The organism is Polaromonas sp. P1_F8 (assembly GCF_056405635.1).
This window is the reverse complement of sequence record NZ_JBFUBS010000001.1, coordinates 154,989-170,668: the sequence shown is the minus strand read 5'-3', so window position 1 is coordinate 170,668 and position 15,680 is coordinate 154,989. Positions and strand designations below refer to the sequence as shown.

Below are 15,680 nucleotides of genomic sequence, written 5' to 3'. Positions count from 1 at the left end.
CAAGAATATAAAAAATCCATCCCATGACCACACACAAAATCCAGGCACTTCTGTTCGATCTCGGCGGGGTGTTGATCGATGTCGATTTCAACCGCGTGCTTGAGTACTGGCAGCCGATTTCCCGGTTGTCCCTTGAAGAGCTGAAAGCCACCTTCAGTTCTGACCTGCCTTACCAGCAGCATGAACGCGGCGAAATCACGGCGGCGCAATACTTCGCGCACCTGGCCGCGAACCTGGAGTTGCAGGACGACCCCACGCACATCACCAAAGGCTGGAACGCCATTTTCGGCGGCGAAATCACCGAAACCCGCAACCTGGTGCAGGAGGCGCGCACCCATCTTCCCTGCTACGTGTTCTCTAACACCAACGCCACGCACCAGGCAGCATGGACAGCGCTCTATCCCGATCTGGCGCAGTCATTCGAGCGCATTTTTGTGTCGTCTGAAATGGGTTATCGCAAGCCCGAGCGCCGGGCCTTTGAATACGTCGCTGACGCGATCGGCGTTCCCCTGAATGCCATCCTGTTCTTTGACGACCATCCCGACAACGTCGAAGGCGCAAGGGCCGCCGGGCTGCAGGCGGTCCATGTGCGGGGGCCAGCGGATGTCAAGGCTGCGCTTCAGGGAATAGGTTGCGTGAAATAAGGTGTTTTCCCTGGCAAACAACGAGCGTGCTTTTTAATCCGCCCCGTTTGCACCGCAAGCGAATCACGGCACCTAAAATCAGGCGCAGTCCGCGCACCGTCAGAATTCATACAACAGGGGGAGCCGATGGAAAAATCCGAAGTCAAGCAAATGGCGCGGGAATTACTCGACGCCGGGCAGGGAAAAACCGCGACGTTTGCACAGTTGTCCGGCCAGGGCATGAAAGACAAGCAACTCGCAACTGTGATTGCGAGTCACCCGGATCCCGAACTCACCGAAGCCCACAGGGAGAAAGTCTGGGTGTTGATCGTGATCATGCTCATTCAGGCGATTCTTGCCTTCTTTGTGGGCTACGGAATCGGCTACAAACTTGGCCCGAACGCTCCCTGGATCGCAAGCGCATTGATGACGCTGGTACCACTGGCCTTTGCCTGGGCTTTTTATGCCAACAAGGCCGTCGCATACGAAGCCTATGTAATGCTCTCCATATTGGGAGTCGCAAGAACGCTGGACGGCTTCGTCACTGCGCCCACCAGCACCCTGGCCGGGCTGGTCATCAGCGCGGCCTTGTGTGGTTTTGTCCTTTACGTCCAATCCAGAGTTTTCCCGGACCTGGGCTTCCTGTCGCCGAAGAAAGTGGCCGGCAAATTTGTCTTCTCAAGCTAATCTCACCCGCATCCAAAACCTCCAGACCTTGTCATGAAACTTAAACTCATCGCGCCTGCCCTTCTTCTTGTCGTACTTTCCGGATGCGCTAATTACAAGCCCGTCCCGGAGGGCTACACCGGCCCCGTTGCAACCGTCGCTGACAGCGGCTTTGCGGAAGATGGCAGCAAGGCGCAGCTTTTCGTACTTGATGGCGTGGACGGCAACCGCATTGCAAACAGCTTCGGGGCAAGCGCCAGCGCCAGCCACGGACGGGGCTTCGCGTTGACCACGTCAATCGTCGAAAGGCAGGTTCCGGCAAAGCCCATGAAAGTCTCCCTGCGCGCCAGCCACACCACTGCAGCACCCATACAAGCCATCGCGAGCCAGATGGCGGGAACCTTCTTTTCGGTTGAAGGCGTGGTGGATTTCACGCCACAGCCCAACGGAAAGTACGTGGTGAAGGGTGAACTGAAAAAAGAGTCCTCTTCGGTATGGATTGAGGACATCGACACACAAAAGCCGGTCACCGAAAAGGTTGTTAAAAAATGAGCGCCCATTCTGTTCTTATCACCAGAAACCAATTCATGCGCACCCGCCTTCTGTTGCTGGGTAGCTTGTTTCTCGTCTTGTCGCTTGAGGCGCGCAGCGCGGACATGGAACTTGTTCTGAGTCCTGAAGTTCGGGCCAAAATACTGGAACAGCTTCCTGCAGGAAAGGCAGCGCGAACCATTGAACGCTACGCTGCCACGCATGAGATTAACCACAAGGCAAATTTCTCAAAGGTCTACGCCGACGAATACAGCGCGATCTCGATGCAGGATGACGGGCTGGCCGGAATTACAGCCACGACGGCGTTCCGGTCTTCAAGCAAGGGACGCGGGCGAGCGCTGAGTCTATGCGGCCTTGTGACACTGCTGGTTGAATCAGGCTCGAGTGTCGATACATCAACAGCCGTCCCGCTGCCAATTGGCAAGCTCTTTGTGCCTTTTAATATCAAGTCCGATATTGATGTCAGCAACCGGGCAAAGCTGGTTGCGTTCGACGCCAATGTTCCTTCCATCTGCAACCCTTCGCCAGGCGGCGAGTTCTCGTACAAGACTGAAGTTGAATCACAGGTCAAAACGTCCGGCATGTTTGGCCGCACCAACGATTTCCGGCGAACCGAATCAGTCGCTTGCAAAGTAGCTGCAGTTAGCCAGCCTGCAGTGCAGTTGAACTCCTCGTTAAGCGGAGACTATCTGCCGGTTTCATGCGTGATCACACCCCAATCCGGAGCACCGCGTACTGTGGAGTACGCATTTTTGCTTGACGCCCGGTTTTACTTGCCGGTGGAACTAAAGGACGAATGGCAGCTCGCGAAAATGCGTTATACCGAGTTCGTTTACGCCAGTCCCTGAAGACTTCGTGGCTCAATTGAGTCTGCTCGCCCAGACTCTCCCGGTTCTCTACTCGTCACAACAGTAGACTCGCCGGCCCTGGGCCGCTAGGATGTCTGCATGGTCACAGAACCCGAGCCCGCTCCAGGCCCCACCCCGGAGCTTTCCGAAGAAAAGGTCAATGAGGCACACGACGCCTGGTGCCGGACCTACGTGCACGTTTGGGCCGACCTTTCAAAAGGCGTTTACGACAAGGACGCCGTGGACAAAGCGGCCGACGAACACTGGCAGCGCAGCCCGAAATCCAGCCCGGTGATGGTAGCCACGACGGAGTTCACCAAGACGACCAAGGCGGCGCCCCCGCCCGCTGCCGCGCCCTAACCGACCTGCAACTGGTGTTCATAACACCACATCCAGCTTTCGCCAGGCTCAAACGACTGGATCACCGCGTGCCCGGTCGCCGCATGGTGTTTGCTGGCATGTTGGTTCTTGGAGTCGTCGCAGCAGCCGATATGGCCGCAGTGCACACAGAGTCGCAGATGCATCCAGGTATCGCCCATCTTGAGGCACTCTTCGCAGCCTCTTGAGTTGGGTGAGTGCATCTCGGCAGGAACGTGGGTGCAGGGTTTGATACGCATACAAGGCTCCAGTCAAGCAGCAACCGCCGTGCGCTCCATCGCCGCCAGGTGCTGATGGATCATGGCCACCACCGCGGCGCCCTCTCCTATCGCGCCGCCTACACGCTTGACCGAGCCGCTGCGCACATCGCCAATGGCAAAAAGGCCCGGAATATTCGTTTCCAGCGGAGCGGGTTTGTAGTCGGAGTGCTTGCAGGTAACAGCCTCCCCGGTGCGGACAAAGCCGTGTGCATCAATGGCTGCGCCGCAACTTGTCAGCCAGCTGGTTTCGGGATCAGCGCCGACAAACAGGAACACGTTGCGCACATCCGCCGCGTGTTCGGTGCCGCTCTTGCGGTTGCGCCAGGTCACACCGGAAAGGCCTGTTCCGCCATTGCCGTCGCCATCATCATCGCCGTGCAGCTTCACCACCTCGGTGTGCGGCAGCAGCTCGATGTTGGGCGCGGCTTCAATGCGGTCTATGAGGTAGCGCGACATGCTGGCGGCCAGGCTGGGGCCGCGCACCAGCATGTTGACCTTGGCCGCATGCTGCGACAAAAACACCGCCGCCTGCCCGGCCGAATTGCCGCCGCCCACCAGCACGACGTCGGTCTGGCTGCACATTTTGGCTTCCAGCGCAGAAGCCCAATACCAGACACCGCGGCCTTCAAATTCTTCAAGGCGCGGCACTTCGGGCCGGCGATAGCGGGCACCGCTGGCCACCACCATGGTCTTGGCGCGCAACTTGCGGCCGTCGGTCAGCTTCACCTGCAGCTCGCCCTTGATGGCCTTGTGGGCACAGTCCAGCGACTGGGCCTGCGCGGGGATCAGCATTTCCACACCAAACTTTTGCGCCTGCACGTACGCACGGCCGGCCAGCGCCTGGCCCGAAATGCCGGTAGGAAAACCCAGGTAATTTTCAATGCGCGCACTGGCGCCGGCCTGCCCGCCGTAAGCACGGCAGTCAAGCACCAGCACATGCAGGCCTTCCGATGCGGCGTATACCGCCGTGGCCAGCCCGGCGGGTCCGGCGCCGACCACGATCACGTCAAACAGCTCGTCGTGTTCTTCCGTGTCGACCATGCCGATGCAGCGCGCCAGCTGGTTCTCGTCGGGGTTCACCAACACCGAGCCATCCGGGCACACCGCCAGCACATCACCCGCGGCCACACCGTATTGCTCCATCAGTGCGGCGGCGCCTGCGTCCTGGGCGATATCCACCACATGGTTGGGCTCGCCGTTGCGGTTCAAAAAGCTTTGCAGGCGCACCACACCGGCCGAGTTGGGCTGGCCGATCAGCACCGGGCCGCTGGCGCCGGCTTCTATCAAGGCCACGCGCCGCAAAATCAGCGCGCGCACCAGCCGTTCGCCCAGGTCGGCTTCGGCAATGATGAGCGCGCGCAACTGGCCGGGCGGCACCAGCAGGGTTTCGACATCTTCTTCGGCATGGCCATCCACCAGCGCGTTCTGGCCAGACAGCTGGCCAACCTCGGCCAGAAACTGGCCCGGCCCCTGGTTGACGATGGGCACCACATGGCCCAGGCCGTCGCGCTGGGTGATGGTGACCGAACCCTTGAGCAGCACAAACATGCCGGGGCCGGGCTCGCCGGCGGCAAACAGCCTCTCGCCTTTCTTGAACTGCAACACCTTGCCGAAGCGCTGGATGCGTGCAATTTCAGCGGCGCTGAGCACCGGAAACATCTGGTGGTGCCGGCTGGTGTCGGCAGCCAGCGGGGATTGGGCTGGGGTGTGGGTTGCGTTGTCGGCCATCAAAATACTCCGTTAAGCCTGTTGCCCGCAGCTTGTGCGCGCGGGCTTTGGCATCAGTCAGACGATGCCATTAAACGACGAATTGCATGTCGAATCCTCCTGCAGCAGTCGGGATTTCGGCGCAAGAGAACAAATCCGGCCATCTTGGGCTAGCAGGCCTGTACGCTCATGGCTGCACCCCCGCTTATCAACGAACACCATGCCCCTTCCCCCAGACTCCGGCCTTCCGCCCGACGCAGCGCCAGCCAGGCAGCTGCGCTGGGGCCGCTGGGTATGGCTGGCCCTGTGGAGCGGCCTTGTCACGGCGGCGTACGGGGTTTACAGCGGCGCCCTGCAGATACCCACGCACATCAATCCGTGGGCGCCACTGGAAGTGACGGCGCCGCCCAACATGCTGACCTTTTACAAACTGTCACGCGCCCGCAACGACCCGGCGCGCTGCCTGGCCGCGCTGGCAAGCACCGGCATGCAGTACGACGAATTGCCCGACCGCAGCACGGGCGACGGCTGCGGTTTCAGCAATGCGGTGCGGCTGCGCACGGCGCCCGTGCGCATAGGCGCGGCCCTGCCGCTCAGTTGCCCCATGGCGCTGTCGTTCTTCATGTGGGAAAGAAATGCGCTGCAGCCGGCCGCGCAGCTGCATTTTGGCCAGCGCGTGGCCGGCATTGACCACCTGGGCAGTTATGCCTGCCGCAACATCAACAGCGGCGAAGGCGCGCCGCCCAATGCACCGGCCCGTTCCCGCAGCCGCCATGCCACTGCCAATGCGCTGGACATTTCCGCCTTCACGCTGGCCAGCGGCAAGCGTGTCACGGTGCTGAAACACTGGCCCGACGAAGACGACGCTGCGCCGCCCGGGCCCGAGGCACTGTTGCTGCGCGACGCCCACAAAGGGGCCTGCAAATACTTCAAGGGTGTGCTGGGCCCCGACTACAACGCTGCGCACAAGGACCATTTCCACCTGGAGACCGGCGGCTACACCATGTGCAAGTGAGTTGCCTCAAAGAATTTCCAAGAAAAAAAGGCCTGCAGACCAATAAGGTCGGGCGCAAGCAGCTATGTTTTTAATAGCACTTGGCCGCACGCAAACCGCAACTCACCAGCCGTGCAAGCGGCTCCAGGTTGCCAGTTCACCGTTCTCAGCCAGCGCGTGATATTCCGGATACTGCGCGCCGGTGGCACAGGCATGGTTGGGCAAGATGCGCAGCTGTGTGCCGATGGGAAAGCGCGCGGCAATGTCGGTATCGGGCGCGCCTTCGTGCGAGAGGATGCCGTGCTCCTGGTTGGCGCCGCTGAGGACATACCCCGGCAGCACCGTGCCATCCGTGCGGCACACCTGGCCGTAGCCAAAGTCATGCTGCTGCTTTTGCGTGCCGCGGTCGCGGCTCATGGCCATCCAGCCGGCGTCCACAATCGCCCAGCCTTTTTCGGGCTGGTGGCCGATCACCGTGGTCAGCACGCTGAGTGCGATGTCGTCTTCCCCGCACACGCCGATGTTGTGCATCACCAGGTCAAAAAACACATACACACCGGCGCGCATTTCCGTGACGCCCTTGAGCTGCGCAGCTGACAGCGCCGTCGGTGTGGAGCCCACGCTGACAACAGCGCACGGAAAGCCCGCAGAGCGCACGCGTTCGGCAGCTTCCACACAGGCGGCGCGCTCCTGCTCGGCCATCGCCACCAGCGCTTCGGGGGTGTTGAGGTCGTAGCTCGAACCCGCGTGTGTCATCACGCCGCCCAGCTGCATGCCGCCTTCGTGCAACGTGCGGGCAACGTCCAGCAAGGCGGCCTCGCCGGGCTTGATGCCGGAGCGGTGGCCGTCGCTGTCGATTTCTATCCAGACTTCAAACTTCTCACCGTGCTCATGGCCGAAGGCGGCAATGGCAGCGGCCGACGCCACGCTGTCGGTGATGATTTTCAGATCACAGCCCTGGCGCCGCAAGGCCAGCGCCTGCGGCAGCTTGGTGGCCACCATACCGACCGCGTAGAGGATGTCGGTGAAGCCGTCGGCATAAAACTGCGCGGCTTCCTTGAGTGTGGAGACGGTAATGCCCTGCGCACCCGCGGCCACCTGGGCTTGCGCGACCGGTGTGCACTTGCTGGTTTTGACGTGGGGCCGGAAACGCACGCCCAGTGCATTCATGCGCTGCTGCATGCGCGCGATGTTGCGCTGCATGCGCGGCAGGTCAATCAACGCGGCGGGCGTGTCGAGTGTGGCCAGGGGGTTGGGCTGGTTGGCGGTCAAGGGAATCTCCAGAACGTAAGGGCGTCAAACTATTACCAGGGCCAGGCAATGCTTTGGCCCTTGCCGGCAAGGCGCGCGCGCTGCTCCAGCAAGCGGGCGACCGTGAGGTCTTGCAGGGCGATGCCGGTCATGTCGAACACGGTGATGTCGCCGGCGCCGCGCACAAAGGCCGCCTTGCCCGACAGCACATCGCCGATTTCAGTGCAGGCGGTTTCGGGCGCCCATTGCAGCTCGCCTATGCTGCGCGATTGGGCGGCGTCGTCCACAAACACGCGCGCCCTGGCGAGCAAGCCTTCGGGCAGCTCGCGTTTGCCTTTGGTGTCGCTGCCCACGGCATTGATGTGGGTGCCGGGCTGGAGAGCGGCCAACTCGAACAGCGGGCCCTTGCCGGTGGTGGCCGTGATCACCACATCGCTTTGGGCCACGGCGGCATTCACGTCTGCCGCATGCGAAATGGCGCAGGGTCCACCCGCAAACACCGCTTCAAACGCCGCTTTGGGCTGGCCATTGGCCGTGGCGTAAAACACCTGGCGCAGCCTAGGCAACTGGCGAAGGGCAAAGCGCAACTGCGCCTGCGCCTGCACGCCAGTGCCAAAGACACACACCGTGCGGCTGTCCTGCCGCGCCAGCTGCAGGCCCAGGCCGCCGGCGGCGCCGGTGCGCTCGGTGGTAACGGCGTTGCCGTCGATCAGGCAGGTCGGCCGGCCTGTGGCGGGGTCTAACAGCATGATGGTGGCCTGGTGGGCGTCGGCGCCCCGCGCGGGATTGCCGGGCCAGAAACCGGCCGCCTTGAAGCCCAGCAGCGACTGCGCTCCCACGTCGCCCGACTTGATGCCAAACACGCCACCGGTGGCCAGCCTTTCACGCACCAGGGAGAACACGCGGCCCTCCCCCTGGCTGTGGAGCACGAAGGCCTCGCGCGTGGCCGCAAGGACATCGGCGGGCATCAGCAGGGACTCGACCGCGTGTTTGTCCAGCAGCAGGAGTTGGGCGTCAGCCGGCCTGCTTGCCTTTGACGGCAGGGAACTGGCAGGATGGGGCATGGGTGGCTGCGCGAGGTGTGTCGTCATCTGGAAATATTATCTATTGTCAGACAATTTGTCAAATCAAAGAATCACCTCCCAACCAGCTATCGCAGGAGACCCCATGCCCGCCAACCCGCACGCCCCTTGTGACGAAGGCATCATCCGCGCCCAGGGCGGCGACTGCGGCAAAACGGCCCACCCCAAGCTTGCGCTGGCGGCCACGGTGCTGGGCTCTTCCATGGCCTTCATCGACGGCTCGGTTGTCAACATCGCCCTGCCCGCCATCCAGCGCGACCTGGCCGGTGACTCGGCCAGCGGGCTGGCCGCCATGCAGTGGGTCATCAATGCCTACCTGCTGGCGCTAGGCTCACTGGTGCTGGTGGGCGGCTCGCTGGGCGACCGGTTTGGCCGCCGCAAGATCTTCATCCTCGGCATCGCCATATTTACGGCCGCCTCGGTGGCCTGCGGCTTTGCACCTGGGCCGTTGGCGTTGATTGCCGCGCGCGCCATTCAGGGCGTGGGCGCGGCGCTGCTGGTGCCGGCCAGCCTGGCCATTATTGGCAACGTGTTTGAGGGTGAAGCGCGCGGCAAGGCGATTGGCACCTGGGCCGCATGGGCCGCCATTACCGGCGCGGCAGGGCCGGTGCTGGGCGGCTGGCTGGTCGACGCCGTGTCGTGGCGGTCCATCTTCTTTTTGAACCTGCCCATGGCCGTGGCCACCGTGTGGCTGGCGCTGTACGCCGTACCCGACAGCCGCGACCCCGAGGCACCGCAGCAACTCGACTGGCTGGGCGTGCTGCTGGTGGCCGGCGGCCTGGGCGCGCTGACTTACGGCCTCACGCTGGCGCCCGAGCGCGGCTGGCAGGCCATCAGCGTGCTGGGCCCGTTTGCGGCGGGCGTGGTTCTGCTGGTGGCGTTTGTCTACGCGCAGGCGCGCACGCGTGCGCCCATGATGCCGCTGGGCCTTTTCAAGTCGCGCGACTTTGTTGGCACCAATTTGTTGACCCTGCTGCTGTACTTTGCGCTCAGCGGCGCATTGTTCTTTTTGCCCTTTGTGCTGATTGGCGCCTTCAAATATTCCACCACCGCCGCGGGCGCCACGCTGCTGCCGCTGTCGCTGCTGCTTGGCTTCTTGTCACCGGCCACGGCCAAGTTCACAGAGCGCTTCGGTGCGCGGCGCATGCTGATGGCCGGGCCGGCCGTGGCGGCTGCGGGCTTTGCACTGCTGGCCCTGCCCGGCGTGGGTTGGTCTTATTGGGCGGGTTTCTTTCCGGCCATGGTGATGCTGGGCCTGGGCATGACGATTGCCGTGGCGCCGCTTACCACCACGGTAATGAACGCCGTGCCTTCTACCCACGCAGGCATTGCCTCCGGCATCAACAACGCCGTGGCGCGCGTGGCCGGCCTGCTGGCGGTGGCCGTGCTGGGCGTGGTGTTTGCCGCCAGCCTGGGCGGGCCGCTGCAGGCCGCCTCACCTGAGGTGCTGGTGGCCGCGTTTCGCTGGGTGGTGCTGGGCTGCGTGTTGTGCGCACTGGGCGCATCGGCCTGCGCGCTGCTGTTTCTGGCGCCTGCGCAGCAACCAGGGCCAAATTCTTGAGCAAATAGTGGCTGCAGCCCAATAGGAATCTGCGCGAGCAGCTATATTTTTTATAGCAATCCACTGGGTCAGGTAGATGCGGAAGGCAATGCGGCTAACACCCACCACCCAAATACAGCCTTGAAGAAGGCCCGAGGCTTAAACTTGGGGCTTCAGACGGCAGCGCACCGCCTCACCGCACGCGCCCTGCGCGCGGCCCTCCCCCTCTTCTCTCCTCCACACTTTCCCCATGCCCTTTAGCTCCCTTGGTTTCACGCCCTCGCTTTTGCCGCTGCTGCTGCGCGCCCTGGAGGAAAAAGGCTACACCGCGCCCACTCCCATCCAGTCCGCCGCCATTCCGGCCATTCTTGAAGGGCGCGACGTGCTCGGCTCGGCCCAGACCGGCTCAGGCAAGACGGCAGCTTTTTCGCTGCCGCTGCTGCAGCAGCTGGCCACTTCACAAGCCGCCTCGACCGGTCAGCACCGGCCCGTGCGCGCACTGATCCTTGTGCCCACACGCGAGCTGGCAGCGCAGGTCGGTGAGGCCATTGTCAGTTTTGCCAAATACCTGCCGAAACGAATTAAGGTCGCCATTGTGTTTGGCGGCGTTTCCATCAACCCGCAGATGATGAATTTGCGCGGCGGCGCCGACATCGTGGTCGCCACGCCGGGCCGCCTGCTTGACCTGATTGACCACAACGCATTGACGCTGGGCACTACCGGCACCCTGGTGCTCGACGAAGCCGACCGCCTGCTGGACCTGGGCTTTGGCGAAGAGCTGAACCGCATCCTCGCCCTGCTGCCGGCCAAACGCCAGACATTGTTTTTCTCAGCCACCTTCCCGCCCGCCATTGAAGCGCTGGCCGCCAGCCTGCTGCACAACCCGCAGCGCATTGAGGTGGCGGCCGTGGTGCAGGCCGTGCCCGACATCACCCAACGCGCCATCGAAGTCGACGCCCCCCGCCGCACCCAGCTGCTGCGCCACCTGGTGCAAACCGAAAAGTGGGAACGCGTGCTCGTCTTCGTTGCCACCAAACACGCCGCCGAAATCGTGGCCGACAAGCTGCGCAAAGTCGACATCGAAGCCGAACCCTTCCACGGCGAACTCAGCCAGGGCAAACGCACCCAGGTACTGCAAGACTTCAAGATCAAGGCCGTGCAGGTCGTGGTGGCCACAGATGTCGCCGCACGCGGCATCGACATTGCGCAAATGCCCGTGGTCGTGAACTACGACTTGCCGCGCTCAGTGACCGACTACACCCACCGCATAGGCCGCACCGGCCGGGCTGGTGAATCAGGTGTTGCCGTGAGTTTTGTGAGTGCGGCGACTGAGGCGCATTTCAAGCTGATCGAAAAGCGCCTGGGCATCAAGGTGGCGCGGGAGCAGGTGGCGGGGTTTGAGCCGGTGGAAGTGCTGCCAACGAACCCGGTTGACCCTGCGGGGACCGGCGGCATCAAAGGGAAGCGGCCTAGCAAGAAGGACAAATTGCGGGCGGCGGCAGCCGAAAGTAAAGACCGGCGTTAGAACGTCGGACGGTTAATCCGTAGGTCCGTGGTTCGAGCCCAGATCGAGGAGCCAAAGTAAACCTTATAGGCAGTAGAAAGCCCGCTATTAATTTTATAGCGGGCTTTTTTATTGCCCTGATGGAATAATCGCTATGTAAGCGCCCGATCAAACGCCAGAGCCCTGCCTCATAGAACTGCGTTGGGCTGTTTGGTCGCGGCTGATCTCCAGCAACTTGGGACGCTCAACACCCTTTTTCCAAAAAAAAACTACAAATTTACCGCTGTTTTGTGGGTCACAATGGTCATTACAGAGGCGAATAGTGCCTAGCTACACGAAAGGATTCCAGTGATCACAACAATAAGAGGAACAACAAAGAAGCCGATATCCAGTCAGCGCCTCGCTGCATTCTTCAGCGCGAACCCTGACCTTGAAGGTGCGTTGTACTTAGGTTATCCGGTTATTGGTACCCCTGAAGGGGCGTACCCGATTGACGCATTGTGGGTGAGCCCTCAAAAAGGCATAGTCCTTTTCAATTTGGTGGAAGGGAAGGATGTCGAGGGCTACGAGGAACTGCAGGACGACAGCGCTAATAAGCTTGAAGCGAAGCTGAGGAACCACCGGACTTTGATGAAGGGTCGAACTCTGTTGGTGTCCGTCACAACCATTACATTCGCTCCGATTGCGGCGGCAGCAAATCTGACGAACGACGACTATATATTGGCCAATGAGGGATCCTTGCGTGATTGCCTTGATGCGATAGAGACTGAAGCGCAAGCTTATGAAGAGGCCGTTGCCGTTATTCAATCAATCTCCACCATCAGAAAAGGCAAGAAAAAGCGCAGCATTGAAAAGGTGGACTCTCGCGGTGCAAAGCTGAAGTCACTAGAGGACTCAATCGCAAATCTAGACAACCTTCAGGGGCGCGCCGTAATTGAGACCGTTGAAGGAGTACAACGGATTAGAGGCTTAGCAGGTTCTGGAAAAACAATTGTTCTTGCTTTGAAGGCCGCATACCTGCACGCGCAGCATCCCGAATGGAAGATCGCAGTTACTTTTCACACGCGAGCCTTGAAGGCGCAGTTTCGACGCCTCATAAACACTTTTTATATTGAACAAACAAATGAAGAGCCGGATTGGGAGAACTTAGAAATTCTTCATTCGTGGGGTGCACCGGGTTCCAGCGAGCGAAACGGAATTTATTACTCTTTCTGCAAGCAAGCTGAAGTGGAGTACTTTGATCTGCAAGGTGCAAGAAACCGGTTTCCCTCGGGACGCGAGTTCGAAAGAGTATGCGAGACCGCACTGAAGGATTCCGACGGCCGCCAAATTGAACCCTTATACGACGCGATCTTGGTTGATGAAGCTCAGGATCTGTCACCTGCTTTTTTGATGATCTGCTACCAATTGCTGAGTGAGAAAAAGCGCCTTGTGTATGCATATGACGAGCTGCAAAATCTTGGCAATAGTTCACTCCCCCCCCCGGAGGAAATATTCGGCTCGAAGTCAGACGGCACCCCAAGGGTGAGCTTTGGTGCGAAAGAAGATGGAAAACCGCAGCAAGACATCATCCTGGAAAAATGCTACAGAAATTCTCGTCCGCTGCTGGCGACGGCCCATGCTCTAGGGTTTGGAATTTACAGGACACCGCCCGAAGGAGAGACTTCTGGACTCATACAGATGTTCGATCAAGGTAGCCTCTGGCTGGACGTAGGGTACGAAGTAGTGGATGGCCAACTCGAAGATGGTGAAAACGTGGCGCTTGCACGTCCCGCCTCTAGTAGCCCACTTTTTTTAGAAGACCACTCGCCTATTGACGATCTAATTCAGTTTCACAGCTTTGCAAATTCCGATGCCCAAAATGAGTGGCTCGCTGCAAGTATCCAGGCCAATCTTGAAACGGATGAGCTTCAACCCGATGACATTATTGTGATCAATCCGGACCCGCTAACTACCAAGTCGGTGGTTGGTCCGGTCCGCAAACTGCTTTTTCAGAAATCAATAAAAACGCATTTGGCCGGGGTAGACACTTCACCTGATATCTTTTTTGCTGAAAGTGGCGACTCCGTTGCCTTCACCGGGATCTTTAGGGCGAAGGGAAACGAAGCGGGTATGGTTTACATCATTAACGCGCAAGATTGTTTTTCTTCCGGAGGTAGTCTCGCCAGGGTTCGTAGCCAGCTCTTTACGGCTATCACTCGTAGTAAGGGGTGGGTTCGAGTCTTGGGATTTGGTCCACGGATGAAAAAGTTGGAGGAGGAGTTTGAGCGCGTTAAGGCGCACGAGTTTGAACTCAAATTTCGGTACCCCACTTCCGAAGAGCGCACTCATCTCAACATTATTAACAGGGAAAAGGACGACAAATTAATTAGAGATGGCCAGCAAAATTTAGGAAAACTTCTTAATGACTTTAAGTCGGGCCGAGTTTTCGTAGAGGATCTCCCCGGAGAGCAGATCGACATGCTGAGGGAGTTGCTGAAGGAGAAGAAAAAGTGACGATTCCTGCCGCTCGAATATATGAGCAGGTGAAGACCATTACCGCTGACTTGATAGGCCTTAGCCTGTGCAACGAACAAAAGTTTCCCAGTTTAACGACTGGAGCTGGTGGTATGTCGGAAGTTTCTTTCAGTGGCGCCGATAAGCTGAGCATTGTGCTGAAAAACACTCCCTACCAGGACATATATCGAGAACTTGACCGAACTCAGACCTACAACATAAAGATGCTGGATGGCGCCCTGATTCAGTTGATGTATCGTTTTGCTAACGACAAGCTAGTTTCACATCGACTTGCATATTTTCCGTCTCCCAATTTGTTGGAGTTTCAGAATCATTCAGATATCTACGAAACAGATGAAATCTATGCGGAAGTGGTCATGAAAAATCTGGTGGCTTTTCCTCTGCGCTTTGACTACGACTCCTCCGACGCTGTTTTTAAGGAGTTGCATCACCCACGATCTCACTTAACACTTGGGCAATATAAGAACTGCAGGATCCCAGTGTCCGCTCCGGTGACACCGTTTAGATTTATGGACTTTGTCTTGCGAAGTTTCTACAACACAGCACACCGAACGTTCTGTGTTCAGATGACTAACTTTGATGACAGGTTTGAAGGAACAATCACGCCAATAGAGATGGCCGTGCTACATATCAGTACAGCTCCAGCGCCTGCTGGAGCGTTAGCCGCAGCGCCAGGCGCAAATCATTGATATTTTAAGAGGCGGGTACGGCTACTAGCCCTACAACTTATTCAACCTCGCAGCCGCCCGCACCAGCGCCTTCAACGCCTTCTCATCAATCTTGTCGCCCTCATGAAAATCAAGCGCGCGGCGGGTGTTGCCTTCGAGGCTGGAGTTAAGGAGGCCTGACGGATCGTCTAGCTTGGCGCCTTTGACGAAGGTCATCTTGGCACAGAGCTCCGTAGCACGAGTCTAGAATTGATCGCTGCAACCACCTCGTCATATCGTTAGCGACCCATGCATTGGATACTACAGCGGAATCTCATCAACCCAGCAGATCTCAGTCGCTTCGAGCAAGCACTGCAGGCCCGCGGCACGGCCTATAGCCTGGTTAGCTTGATTCCATTTTTTCACGAACTCGCCTCCGAACCAAGCGACCTTCCTGGAGAAGGGATTTTTGTATATGGCAGCACAGGACTTGGCAACGTAGCGAAAGCGCGCGGATGGAAGCCTGGTTACTTCGACGCGAACCTGGACTATGAACTCATGCTGGACATGTACGGTTCCCGAGCCCTAAACTCGTCGGCTATTTGCGCTTCACTAGCCGAGCTGCCGCGCACTTGGGAGCGATTTTTCATTCGGCCAACGTTGGATAGCAAGTCTTTCGCAGGCACAGTCATGACGTGGCAGGAGCTAGAAGAATTTCGCGACGGTGTGACGCGAGTTTCCAATGATCCTGACGTAACGCTCCTTCCAGGCGACCGCGTGGTGATGGCGCCGTTGACCGAGATCGAGGCTGAGTTCCGCCTCTTTGCTATCGATGGAGTAATCGTGACTGGGTCACGCTACAAAGTCGGCGAACACCTCTCGGTCTCCAGCGAAGTACCGCCTGCCGTCAGGGAATTCGCACAAGCTTGCGTAGATGATTGGATGCCCAACAAGGCTTTCACTATTGATATTGCGATCACTGGCGGGGAGATGAAAATCATTGAGTTGAACTCGGCGAACTCTGCGGGCGTGTACGCTTGTGATGTCGGCGTTCTCGTTGACGCCGTTTGCAGTCGTCTTTGAATTGCGGCGAGGGGCCTGAGGCAATGCG

General features: G+C 59.3%; 15 protein-coding genes and 1 pseudogene. 11 read left to right on the top strand and 5 right to left on the bottom strand.

Features of this window, described 5'->3' with window-relative positions; genetic code table 11:
* The first annotated feature begins 23 nt into the window (after positions 1-23).
* The 5 genes from AC1D1J_RS00860 to AC1D1J_RS00840 all read left to right on the top strand — a co-directional run bounded on the left by AC1D1J_RS00860 (position 24) and on the right by AC1D1J_RS00840 (position 3,049).
* Complete coding sequence (locus AC1D1J_RS00860; RefSeq protein WP_477686451.1) at positions 24-644, top strand: HAD-IA family hydrolase; 621 nt, start codon at positions 24-26, stop codon at positions 642-644.
* 126 nt (positions 645-770) lie between these two features.
* Positions 771-1,310: a hypothetical protein gene (locus AC1D1J_RS00855; RefSeq protein ID WP_477693623.1), complete on the top strand. Its 540-nt coding sequence runs from the start codon at positions 771-773 to the stop codon at positions 1,308-1,310.
* Positions 1,311-1,343: 33 nt separating this feature from the next.
* Positions 1,344-1,841 (top strand): hypothetical protein, encoded by a 498-nt coding sequence (locus AC1D1J_RS00850; RefSeq protein ID WP_477686453.1) that lies wholly within the window; start codon positions 1,344-1,346, stop codon positions 1,839-1,841.
* A 35-nt stretch (positions 1,842-1,876) separates the two neighbouring features.
* Positions 1,877-2,689: a hypothetical protein gene (locus AC1D1J_RS00845; RefSeq protein WP_477693622.1), complete on the top strand. Its 813-nt coding sequence runs from the start codon at positions 1,877-1,879 to the stop codon at positions 2,687-2,689.
* Positions 2,690-2,788: 99 nt separating this feature from the next.
* The gene (locus AC1D1J_RS00840) at positions 2,789-3,049 is read left to right on the top strand and encodes a hypothetical protein (protein WP_477693621.1); all 261 of its coding nucleotides are present in this window, start codon (positions 2,789-2,791) and stop codon (positions 3,047-3,049) included.
* Here the strand turns inward: AC1D1J_RS00840 and AC1D1J_RS00835 are convergent.
* Complete coding sequence (locus tag AC1D1J_RS00835) at positions 3,046-3,306, bottom strand: UBP-type zinc finger domain-containing protein (protein WP_477693620.1); 261 nt, start codon at positions 3,304-3,306, stop codon at positions 3,046-3,048. The two genes, AC1D1J_RS00840 and AC1D1J_RS00835, sit on opposite strands and share 4 nt — an antisense overlap.
* Before the next feature lie 12 nt (positions 3,307-3,318).
* A complete protein-coding gene (locus AC1D1J_RS00830; protein WP_477693619.1) occupies positions 3,319-5,055 on the bottom strand; it encodes an FAD-dependent oxidoreductase in 1,737 nt (578 codons plus the stop codon).
* A gap of 199 nt (positions 5,056-5,254) precedes the next feature.
* On the opposite strand from AC1D1J_RS00830, the gene AC1D1J_RS00825 reads away from it, so the two are divergent.
* Complete coding sequence (locus tag AC1D1J_RS00825) at positions 5,255-6,049, top strand: extensin-like domain-containing protein (protein WP_477693618.1); 795 nt, start codon at positions 5,255-5,257, stop codon at positions 6,047-6,049.
* 102 nt (positions 6,050-6,151) lie between these two features.
* Here the strand turns inward: AC1D1J_RS00825 and AC1D1J_RS00820 are convergent, their stop codons facing one another.
* Positions 6,152-7,300: a DSD1 family PLP-dependent enzyme gene (locus tag AC1D1J_RS00820; RefSeq protein WP_477693617.1), complete on the bottom strand. Its 1,149-nt coding sequence runs from the start codon at positions 7,298-7,300 to the stop codon at positions 6,152-6,154.
* A 32-nt stretch (positions 7,301-7,332) separates the two neighbouring features.
* Positions 7,333-8,343, bottom strand: coding sequence for an ornithine cyclodeaminase family protein (locus tag AC1D1J_RS00815; RefSeq protein WP_477694453.1), 1,011 nt, complete (start codon positions 8,341-8,343; stop codon positions 7,333-7,335).
* A gap of 103 nt (positions 8,344-8,446) precedes the next feature.
* On the opposite strand from AC1D1J_RS00815, the gene AC1D1J_RS00810 reads away from it, so the two are divergent.
* The 4 genes from AC1D1J_RS00810 to AC1D1J_RS00795 all read left to right on the top strand — a co-directional run bounded on the left by AC1D1J_RS00810 (position 8,447) and on the right by AC1D1J_RS00795 (position 14,611).
* Entirely contained in the window at positions 8,447-9,922 is a 1,476-nt protein-coding gene (locus AC1D1J_RS00810) for an MFS transporter (RefSeq protein ID WP_477693616.1), read from the top strand.
* Between the two features lie 229 nt (positions 9,923-10,151).
* Entirely contained in the window at positions 10,152-11,426 is a 1,275-nt protein-coding gene (locus AC1D1J_RS00805; protein WP_477693615.1) for a DEAD/DEAH box helicase, read from the top strand.
* 327 nt (positions 11,427-11,753) lie between these two features.
* A complete protein-coding gene (locus AC1D1J_RS00800) occupies positions 11,754-13,901 on the top strand; it encodes a DEAD/DEAH box helicase (protein WP_477693614.1) in 2,148 nt (715 codons plus the stop codon).
* Positions 13,898-14,611 (top strand): DUF2290 domain-containing protein, encoded by a 714-nt coding sequence (locus AC1D1J_RS00795; protein ID WP_477693613.1) that lies wholly within the window; start codon positions 13,898-13,900, stop codon positions 14,609-14,611. The genes AC1D1J_RS00800 and AC1D1J_RS00795 overlap by 4 nt, the downstream gene beginning before the upstream one ends.
* A gap of 30 nt (positions 14,612-14,641) precedes the next feature.
* Here the strand turns inward: AC1D1J_RS00795 and AC1D1J_RS00790 are convergent.
* Positions 14,642-14,809, bottom strand: a pseudogene (locus AC1D1J_RS00790) (DUF1801 domain-containing protein); the annotation flags it as partial.
* A 69-nt stretch (positions 14,810-14,878) separates the two neighbouring features.
* Here AC1D1J_RS00790 and AC1D1J_RS00785 point away from each other — a divergent pair.
* The gene (locus AC1D1J_RS00785; RefSeq protein ID WP_477693612.1) at positions 14,879-15,652 is read left to right on the top strand and encodes an ATP-grasp domain-containing protein; all 774 of its coding nucleotides are present in this window, start codon (positions 14,879-14,881) and stop codon (positions 15,650-15,652) included.
* The last annotated feature ends 28 nt before the right edge of the window (positions 15,653-15,680 follow it).

What these genes read in the sequence shown, in the direction of transcription:
- AC1D1J_RS00815 (WP_477694453.1), bottom strand. Translation starts at nt 8,343, where the DNA reads ATGCCCCATCCTGCCAGTTCCCTGCCGTCAAAGGCAAGCAGGCCGGCT.
- AC1D1J_RS00845 (WP_477693622.1), top strand. Translation starts at nt 1,877, where the DNA reads ATGCGCACCCGCCTTCTGTTGCTGGGTAGCTTGTTTCTCGTCTTGTCG.
- AC1D1J_RS00855 (WP_477693623.1), top strand. Translation starts at nt 771, where the DNA reads ATGGAAAAATCCGAAGTCAAGCAAATGGCGCGGGAATTACTCGACGCC.
- AC1D1J_RS00810 (WP_477693616.1), top strand. Translation starts at nt 8,447, where the DNA reads ATGCCCGCCAACCCGCACGCCCCTTGTGACGAAGGCATCATCCGCGCC.
- AC1D1J_RS00835 (WP_477693620.1), bottom strand. Translation starts at nt 3,306, where the DNA reads ATGCGTATCAAACCCTGCACCCACGTTCCTGCCGAGATGCACTCACCC.
- AC1D1J_RS00830 (WP_477693619.1), bottom strand. Translation starts at nt 5,055, where the DNA reads ATGGCCGACAACGCAACCCACACCCCAGCCCAATCCCCGCTGGCTGCC.
- AC1D1J_RS00850 (WP_477686453.1), top strand. Translation starts at nt 1,344, where the DNA reads ATGAAACTTAAACTCATCGCGCCTGCCCTTCTTCTTGTCGTACTTTCC.
- AC1D1J_RS00825 (WP_477693618.1), top strand. Translation starts at nt 5,255, where the DNA reads ATGCCCCTTCCCCCAGACTCCGGCCTTCCGCCCGACGCAGCGCCAGCC.
- AC1D1J_RS00785 (WP_477693612.1), top strand. Translation starts at nt 14,879, where the DNA reads ATGCATTGGATACTACAGCGGAATCTCATCAACCCAGCAGATCTCAGT.
- AC1D1J_RS00805 (WP_477693615.1), top strand. Translation starts at nt 10,152, where the DNA reads ATGCCCTTTAGCTCCCTTGGTTTCACGCCCTCGCTTTTGCCGCTGCTG.
- AC1D1J_RS00840 (WP_477693621.1), top strand. Translation starts at nt 2,789, where the DNA reads ATGGTCACAGAACCCGAGCCCGCTCCAGGCCCCACCCCGGAGCTTTCC.
- AC1D1J_RS00860 (WP_477686451.1), top strand. Translation starts at nt 24, where the DNA reads ATGACCACACACAAAATCCAGGCACTTCTGTTCGATCTCGGCGGGGTG.